Genomic DNA, 9949 nt, shown 5'->3' on the forward strand with positions numbered 1-9949 from the left:
CGGATGTGGACTGGGCACGGTTCACCCCCGCGTACACCAGCGTCCGTCCCAGCGCGTTGCTGGCCGACCTTCCCGAAGCACGCACCGCCCTCACCTCCGCTGCGGCCCCGCCCGCCGGTGAGGCAGCCGGTTCGGTGCTGCGCGACCGCCTCGGCCAGATGCCCGCGGCCGAACGCGACCGCGCGCTGCTGGAACTGGTGGTGGGCCGTGCCGCGGCCGTCCTCGGCCACGCCGACGACCGGTCCGTGGAGGCCACGCGGTCCTTCCGCGACCTGGGCTTCGACTCCCTCACCGCCGTCGAACTGCGCAACCGACTTGGCGCCGAGACCGGCCTGAAGCTGCCCAGCACCCTCGTCTTCGACCACCCGACGCCGACGGCCCTCGTACGGCTGCTGCGGCAGGAGCTGTTCGCCGACGACACCGCCGACCGGGCCACGGACGCGCCGCTGTCCGTCCCGGCCGTCACGGCCACGACCGACGACCCGATCGTCATCGTCGGCATGTCCTGCCGTCTGCCCGGCCGGGTCGCGAGCCCGGACGATCTGTGGCGACTGGTCACCGAAGGCACCGACGCGATCTCCGAGTTCCCCATCGACCGCGGCTGGGACCTCGACGCTCTGTACGGCTCCGGTGACGGTGACGTTGACGGCGACGGTGGTCGTGACGGCCGGGGCCGCAGCCACGCCCGCGCCGGCGGTTTCCTCTACGACGCCGGGCAGTTCGACCCCGCCTTCTTCGGTATCTCCCCCCGCGAGGCCCTCGCCGTGGACCCGCAGCAGCGGCTTCTGCTGGAGACCTCCTGGGAGGCGCTGGAGCACGCGGCGATCAGGCCCGACTCGCTGCACGGCAGCCGCACGGGCGTGTTCGTCGGCGCCGGCAGTTCCGGATACGGCGCCGGACTGCGCGAGGTGCCCGAGGGGCTCGGCGGGCAACTGCTGACGGGGGTCGCGGGCAGCGTGGTCTCCGGCCGTGTCGCCTACACGTTCGGCTTCGAGGGACCCGCGGTGACCGTCGACACGGCCTGCTCGTCCTCTCTGGTCGCGCTGCACCTGGCGGCGCAGTCGCTGCGGTCCGCCGAGTGCGATCTGGCGCTGGTCGGCGGTGTGACCGTGCTCGCCGACCCGGGCGCGTTCGTCGAGTTCAGTTCGCAGGGCGGTCTGGCGGCGGACGGGCGGTGCAAGGCGTTCTCCGACGACGCCGACGGCACCGGCTGGGCCGAGGGCGTGGGCGTACTCGTCGTGGAGCGGCTCTCCGACGCCCGCCGCAACGGTCACCAGGTGCTCGCCGTCGTGGCCGGTTCCGCCGTCAACCAGGACGGCGCCAGCAACGGTCTGACCGCGCCCAACGGGCCCGCCCAGCAGCGGGTCATCCGGCAGGCGCTCGCCGGGGCCGGACTGGCACCCGCCGATGTGGACGCGGTGGAGGCGCACGGCACCGGTACGACCCTGGGCGACCCGATCGAGGCGCAGGCACTGCTCGCCACCTACGGCCAGGACCGTGAACGGCCGCTGTGGCTGGGATCGTTGAAGTCCAACATCGGGCACAGTCAGGCCGCCGCCGGTGTCGCCGGTGTCATCAAGATGGTGCTGGCCATGAACCACGGCCTGCTGCCGCGCACTCTGCACGCGGACCGGCCGTCGACACACGTGGACTGGTCGGCCGGTGACATCAGCCTGCTGACGGAGAACGCCGAGTGGCCGCGGATCGAGGGGCGTCCGCGGCGGGCCGGTGTGTCGGCCTTCGGCGTGTCCGGCACCAACGCACACGTCGTCCTCGAGCAGCCCGCCCCGGAGGAGCCCACTTCGGAGGAGCCCACTTCGGTGGAGCCCTCCCCGGAGGAGTCCCCGGCCGGTGTCCAGGAGGACGTCCTCCCCGAGGCCCAGCCGCTGGCGTGGGTGGTCTCCGGCCGCAGCCGGGCCGCGCTTCGAGCCCAGGCCGAGCGGCTGGCCGCCCACGTCGCGGCGCATCCCGAGGCGACAGCGGTCGAGGTTGCCGCGTCCCTGGTGCGCTCCCGCTCGGTGTTCGAGCACCGGGCGGTGGTGTGGGGCGCCGACCGGGAAGAACTGCTGCGCACACTCCGGGCGGTCGCGGACGGTGCGCAGACCGACGACGCCGTCATCGGCTCCGCGCTCGCCGACGGGCGCACGGCGTTCCTGTTCGCGGGACAGGGGTCGCAACGCCTTGGTATGGGGCGTGAGTTGTACGCAACGTATCCGGTCTTCGCCGATGCCTTCGACGCCGTGTGCGCGCACTTCGACGCGGAACTCGAACGGCCCTTGCGCGCGGTGGTCTTCGGTGACGACGTGGACACCCTGAACCGGACGGAATACGCGCAGCCTGCCCTGTTCGCCCTCGAAGTGGCGCTGTTCCGGCTGCTGGAGTCGTGGGGTGTGCGTCCGGACGTACTGCTCGGGCACTCCATCGGTGAGCTGGCCGCCGCCCACGTGGCCGGTGTGTGGTCCCTGGCGGACGCCTGCCGTCTGGTGGTGGCGCGGGGCCGGTTGATGCAGGCGCTCCCGTCCGGCGGAGCCATGGTGTCGCTGCAGGCGTCCGAGGACGAGGTGCTGCCGCTGCTGGCCGGCCGGGAGGACCAGGCCGGCATCGCCGCCGTCAACGGACCGTTGTCCGTGGTGGTGTCCGGCACCGAGGAGGCGCTGAGCGAGATCGCCGCCGCCGTGGAGGCGCTGGGCAAGCGGACCCGGAGGCTGCGGGTCAGCCACGCCTTCCACTCCCCGCTCATGGAACCCATGCTCGCGGGCTTCCGTGCCGTCGCCGAGAGCATCGCGTACGCGGCGCCGGGCATCCCCGTCGTCTCCGACGTCACCGGCCGACCCGCCACCACCGAGGAACTCACCTCCCCGGATTACTGGGTGCGGCACGTCAGGGACGCGGTCCGCTTCGCCGACGGCGTACGCACCCTCGCCGACCAGAACGTCACCCGATTCCTGGAACTCGGCCCCGACAGCACCCTGACCACGCTCACCCAGTCGTGCCTGCCCACGGCGGACGGCCTGCAGGTGCCCGTGCTGCGGGACGACCGTCCCGAGCCGCGGACCCTGCTGTCGGCCGTCTCCGCCCTGTTCACCCGGGGCGCGGAGGTGGACTGGACGGCAGCTGTGCCGTCGCTGTCCCGCGCCCCGCGGACCGCCCTGCCCACCTACGCCTTCCAGCGCAGGCGCTACTGGCTCGAGGTGCCCGCCGGATCCGGCGACGCCTCCGCGCTGGGCCTCGCCGCCACCGACCACCCGCTCCTCGCCGCCGCGGTCCCCGTCGCGGGCAGCGGCGCGGTCGTCCTGACCGGACGGCTGTCGCTGCGCTCGCACCCGTGGCTGGCGGACCACCGCCTCGCCGGTACCGCCGTCCTGCCCAGCACCGCCTTCCTGGAACTCGCCGTGCGCGCGGGCGACCAGGTCGGCTGCGACGAGGTGCGCGAACTCACCCTGGAGACGCCCCTGACGGTGCCCGAACGCGGTGCGGTCCGGCTCCAGGTCCGCATCGAGGAGCCGGACGCCCGCGGCACCCGTGCCCTCGCCGTCTACTCGCGCCCCGACGGCGCAGGGCTCGACGACACCGCCTGGACCCGCCACGCGGAGGGTCTGCTCGCGCCCGGCGGCACCATGGACGCGCGGCGCGACGCCGACGCGGAATGGGAGGCCGACTTCGCCGTCTGGCCGCCGGCCGGCGCCGAACCGGTCGTGATCGGGGACCTGTACGAACGGCTGGCGGCCGACGCCGGCCTGGAGTACGGCCCCGCGTTCCGCGCGCTCGACGGTGTCTGGCGGCACGGTGACGACGTGTACGCCGAGATCGCCCTCCGCGAGGAGACGCGGGAGCAGGCACGGCGGTACGGGGTGCACCCGGCGTTGCTGGACTCGGCGCTGCACCCGCTGGGCCTCGGCCTCCCGGAAGGACTGGGCGACGGGCTGCTGCTGTTCGCGTGGCAGCGCGCCAGGCTCCTCGCCGACGGCGCCGGCACACTGCGCGTCCGGCTGACCCGGTGCGCCGAGGACGCGGTGACGCTCCGGGCCGCCGACGCCTCCGGACAGCCTGTCCTCGCCGTCGAGTCGCTGCGGCTGCGTCCCGTCGCAGATGGGCCCGTAACCACCGCCGACACCACGGCCGCGGACGGCCGTACGGACGCCGCTGCCGCCGGAGACCGTACGGGCACCGCCGTCGCGGAAGACCGTACGGACGCCGGCGGAACCGCCGGCGACGCCGTGGACCCCGCCCGTACCGTTGCTGCGTCCCGGCCGGTGCGCCGTCGCGCCGCCGACTCCGGCGAGGCAGGCGGGGAAGCGGGCCTCCTGGACCGGCTCGCCGGGCGGTCCGCGGCCGAGCGGCAGCGCGTGCTGCTCGACCTGGTGCGCCGCAAGGTGGCCGCGGTGCTGGACTACGTCGACGTCGACGAGGTGGAACCTTCCCGAGTCTTCAAGGACCTGGGCTTCGCCTCCATCACCGCGGTCGAGCTGCGCAACCGGCTGAGCGCCGACATCGGCGTACTGCTGCCCGCCACCCTGGTCTTCGACCACCCGACGCCGCTGGTGCTCGCCGCGCACCTGGAGAAGGAACTCTTCGGCGCCCGGCCGGACTCCGCGGCTCCCGCGGCGTCCCGTGCCCGACTCGACGACGATCCGATCGTGGTCGTCGGCATGGCCTGCCGCTACCCGGGCGGCATCACCAGTCCCGAGGAACTGTGGGACCTGGTCGTGAACCGCGGCGACGGCATCTCCCCGCTCCCGGCCGACCGCGGCTGGGACCTCGCGAAGCTCTACCACCCGGACCCGGACCACCCGGGCACCTGCTACGCCCGCGAGGGCGGATTCCTGCACAACGCCAGCCAGTTCGACCCCGGCTTCTTCGGTATCTCCCCGCGCGAGGCCCTCGCGATGGACCCGCAGCAGCGGCTCCTCCTGGAGACCTCCTGGGAGGCGCTGGAGCGGGCCGGCATCGACCCGGCGTCCCAGCGCGGCAGCCTCACCGGTGTCTTCGCCGGTGTCACCTACCAGGACTACGTCGGCATCCTCGGCGCCGCCAAGGACAGCTTCGAGGGCTACATCGGCACCGGCAACTCGCCGAGCGTCCTGTCCGGCCGTATCGCCTACGCCCTGGGCCTGGAGGGTCCGGCGCTGTCCGTCGACACCGCCTGCTCCTCGTCCCTGGTGGCCCTGCACCTCGCGGTGCAGGCACTGCGGCAGGGCGAGTGCGACCTGGCGCTGGCGGGCGGTGTCACCGTCATGTCGACGCCGGGCTCCCTCATCGAGTTCAGCCGGCAGCGGGCGCTCGCCGAGGACGGCCGCTGCAAGCCGTTCTCAGCGGACGCCGACGGTGCGAGCTGGGCGGAGGGCGTCGGCATGGTCGTCGTCGAGCGGCTGTCCGACGCACGGCGGCACGGACACCCCGTCCTCGCCGTCGTCCAGGGCAGCGCCCTCAACCAGGACGGCGCCTCCAACGGCCTGACCGCCCCCAACGGCCCCTCGCAGCAGCGGGTCATCCGCGCCGCGCTGGCCGGTGGCGGGCTCACCCCGGCCGACGTCGATGCGGTGGAGGCGCACGGCACCGGTACGACGCTGGGCGACCCCATCGAGGCGCAGGCACTGATCGCCGTCTACGGCCAGGACCGGCCCGAGGACCGCCCGCTGTGGCTGGGCTCGCTGAAGTCCAACATCGGTCACTCCCAGGCGGCGGCCGGTGTCGGCGGCGTCATCAAGATGGTCATGGCCATCCGCAACGGCGTGCTCCCGGCCACCCTGTACGCCGAGAACCCGACCCCCGAGGTCGACTGGTCGGCGGGCACCGTACAGCTGCTCGACGAGCCGCTGCCGTGGCCCGAGACCGGCCGTCCGCGCCGCGCGGGCGTCTCCTCGTTCGGCATGAGCGGCACCAACGCGCACGTCATCATCGAGCAGGCGCCCGACGACACGGCACGGGACGAGACGGCACCGAACGAGAGGGCACAGAACGACACGGCCGGGCAGGCCGTCGACACCCCCGCGCCGCTGCCGCTCGTGCCCGTCCCCGTGTCCGCCCGCACCTCCGACGGGCTGCGCGCCCAGGCGGGCCGGCTCCTCGCCCATCTGCGCGACCACCCCGGCCTCGGCCTCGCCGACCTGGGGCTGTCGCTCGCCACCACCCGCACCGCGTTCGACCAGCGGGCCGTCGTGCTCGCCGCCGATCGCGACGGCCTTGAGCGCGGACTGCGCGACCTCGCCGAGGACCGCATGGTCAGCGACGTCGTCCGCGGCACCGACCGGCGCGGCACCGGACCCGTGCTCGTCTTCCCCGGCCAGGGCGCCCAGTGGGCCGGAATGGGCCGGGAACTCCTCGACAGCTCACCGGAGTTCGCCCGCCGTATCGCCGAGTGCGAGCAGGCGCTCGCGCCGTACGTCGACTGGTCGCTGACCGCCGCCCTGCGCGGCGGCCCGGACGCGCCCGACCTCGACCGGGTGGACGTCGTCCAGCCCGTCCTGTGGGCCGTCATGGTCTCCCTCGCCCACCTGTGGCGTTCGTACGGCGTCGAGCCCGCCGCCGTCGTCGGCCACAGCCAGGGTGAGATCGCCGCGGCCGTCGTCGCCGGCGCCCTGTCGCTGGAGGACGGCGCCCGTGTCGCCGCCCTGCGCAGCAAGGCCATCACCGCCATCGCGGGCGACGGCGGCATGATGTCGGTGCCGCTTCCCGCCGACGAGGCACGCGCCCGCCTCGAGCCGTACGGCGACCGGCTCGCCCTGGCCGCCGTCAACGGCCCCGGCTCGGTCGTCGTGTCCGGCGCCGCGGACGCCCTGGACGAGCTGTTCACCGAGCTGACCGGCGACGGCGTCCAGGCCCGGAAGGTCGCCGTGGACTACGGCAGCCACTCCGGCCACGTCGAGCCCATCCGGGAGCAGGTCCTCGACGCGCTCGCCGGCCTGCGGCCCATGCCCGCCGAGATCCCCTTCCGCTCCTCGGTGACCGGCGAGTGGCTGGACGGGGACACCGCCCTCGACGGCGCGTACTGGTACACCAACCTGCGCGAGACCGTCCGCTTCGAGGAGGCGATCCGAGGACTGCTGGGCGCCGGTCACCGCGCCTTCATCGAGGTCGGCCCGCACCCCGTCGTCGCCTTCGGCCTTCGCGAGACCATCGAGGACGCCGCCGCCGATGCCGTCGTGCTCGGCACGCTCCGCCGCGACCAGGGCGGCCTGGACCGCTTCCTGACCTCCCTCGCCGAGGCCCACGCCCAGGGCGTGGCCGTCGACTGGAACGGAGTCTTCGCCGGTACCGGCGCCCACCGCGTCGACCTGCCCACGTACGCCTTCCAACGGCTGCGGTTCTGGCCCGAGCTGCGGGACGCGGACTCCGTCACCTCGGACGGCGCTGAGGTCACCGACGAGGCGGAGAGCCGCTTCTGGCAGACCGTGGAGGAAGAGGACCTCGAATCCCTCGCGACCGCCCTCGACCTAGGCGGGGACACCCCGCTGCGCGAGGTGCTGCCCGCGCTGTCCGCCTGGCGGCGCAGCAGCAAGGAGCAGTCCACCGTCGACAACTGGCGCTACACCGTCGGCTGGACCCCGCTCACCCAGGACACCACGGTCGCGCCCCCGGCAGGCACCTGGCTCCTGGTCGTCCCCGCCACCGGTCACGCCCTGGCGGACGCCACCCGGCAGGCACTCACCGACCACGGCGTCGGCGTGCGGGTCGTACCCGTCGACGGTGGCAGCCCCGCCGCCGACCGGGAGGGCCTGGCCGGCCTGCTGGCCGCCGCACTCGCCGCCACGGATGCCGAACCCGCCCTGGCACGGGGCGACCTGGGCGGCGTACTGTCGCTCCTCGCCCTCGACGAGAACCCGCACCCCGAACACCCGGCGGTCCCCACCGGCCTCGCCGCCACCCTCACTCTGCTCCAGGCCCTCGGTGACCTCGGCGTCAGTGCACCCCTGTGGTGCGCCACCCACGGTGCCGTCGCCGTCACCGGCTCGGAGACCGTCCTCAGCGCGCCGCAGGCCCTCGTCTGGGGCCTCGGCCGGGTCGCCGCCCTTGAGCACTCCGACCGTTGGGGCGGCCTGATCGATCTGCCCGCCGTCCTCGACCGCCGGTCGGGAGCCCGGCTGTGCGCCCTGCTCGCCCGGCCCGACGGCGAGGACCAGACCGCAGTACGGGCCTCCGGCACCTACGGCCGTCGGCTGCTGCGCGCCCCGCTCGCCGGCGCCACCCCGCCCGGCGAGAGCTGGCGCCCCCACGGCACCGTCCTGGTGACCGGCGGCACGGGCGCGGTCGGCGGACACATCTCCCGCTGGCTCGCCTCCCTCGGCGCCGAACACCTGCTGCTCACCAGCCGCCGGGGCGCCGACGCGCCCGGCGCCGCCCAACTGACGGCGGAGCTGACCGCACTCGGCGCCGGCCGGGTCACCCTCGCCGCCTGCGACGTCGCCGACCGCGACGCCCTGCGCGACCTGATCGACTCGATCCCCGAGGAACACCCGCTCGACGCCGTGCTGCACATCGCCGGCTCCCTCGACGACGGCGTCATCGACGCCCTCGACCCGGGCCGTATGAACCCGGTGCTGCGCACCAAGGCCACCGCCGCCGTCAACCTGCACGAACTGACCGCGGGCCTCGACCTGTCCGCGTTCGTGCTGTTCTCCTCGACGTCCGGCACCATCAGCGGACCCGGCCTCGGCAACTACGCTCCCGGCAACGCCTTCCTGGACGCCCTCGCCCAGCAGCGCCGCTCCCTCGGCCTGCCCGCCACCGCCGTCGCCTGGGGCCACTGGGCCGACGGTGGCATGGGCGACGGCGCGGTCGGCGAACGCCTGCGCCGCTACGGCGTCTACGACATGCGGCCCGAACTGGCCTGCCAGGCGCTCCAGCAGGCACTCGACCACGGCGAGACCTACCTCGCCGTCACGGACATCGGCTGGGAGCGCTTCGCGCCCGCCTTCACCGGCTCCCGGCCCAGCGCTCTGCTGCGCGACCTGCCCGACGCCCAGCGTGTCCTCGACCCGGCCCGCGGCACGGTCTCCGGCCAGGCCGCCCCGGACGCCTTCGGAGGCGACGGTGCCGACGGCGACCTGCCCGCGCTGCTCCGCCACCTGGCCGGCCTCGCCGACGGCGAACGCGCCGGTGCTGTCCTCGACGTCGTACGCGGCTACGTCGCCACCGTCCTCGGCTACCCCGGGCCCGAGGCCGTCGAGCCGACCCGCGCCTTCAGCGACCTCGGCTTCGACTCGCTGAGCGCCGTGGAACTCCGCAACGGCATGAACAAGATCACCGGGCTGCGTCTGCCGGCCACGCTGGTCTTCGACTACCCGAACTGCGCGGAACTGGCCCGGATGCTGCTCGCCGAACTCGGCGCGGCGTCCGACGACGGCGACCGCCTGCCCGCCACCACGCGGCCCACCGCCATGTCCGCCTCCGTCGCCGACGATCCGATCGTCATCACCGCGATGAGCTGCCGCTTCCCCGGTGGTGCCGACACCCCCGAGGAGTTCTGGCGGCTGCTCGCGGACGGCACCGACGCCATCGCCCCGTTCCCGGCCGACCGTGGCTGGGACGTCGACAACCTCTTCCACCCCGATCCCGACCACCCCGGTACCTGCACCGCCCGCGAAGGCGGATTCCTGCGGGACATGGCGGAGTTCGACCCCGCTTTCTTCGGCGTCTCGCCGCGTGAGGCGCTGGCGATGGATCCGCAGCAGCGGTTGCTGCTGGAGCTGGCGTGGGAGGCGTTCGAGCGGGCCGGGATCGACCCGCTGTCCCTGCGCGGTTCCCGCACCGGTGTCTTCGCCGGCACCAATGGCAACGACTACACCCCGCTCCTCGTCGCCTCCGGCGAGGACGTCGGCGGCCACCTCGGCACCGGCAACGCGGCGAGCGTCGTCTCCGGCCGCGTGTCTTACACGCTGGGCCTGGAAGGTCCTGCGGTGACCGTGGACACGGCGTGTTCCTCGGCTCTGGTGGCGTTGCATCTGGCGGT

Annotated in this window: 1 protein-coding gene; it reads left to right on the forward strand. The window is 74.2% G+C overall.

The window, feature by feature from the left end:
* The coding region (locus tag ACWC5O_RS44545) for a type I polyketide synthase (RefSeq protein ID WP_450781295.1) at positions 1 to 9949 on the forward strand (9949 nt) is incomplete at both ends.

This window comes from Streptomyces sp. NPDC001450, from assembly GCF_053597295.1.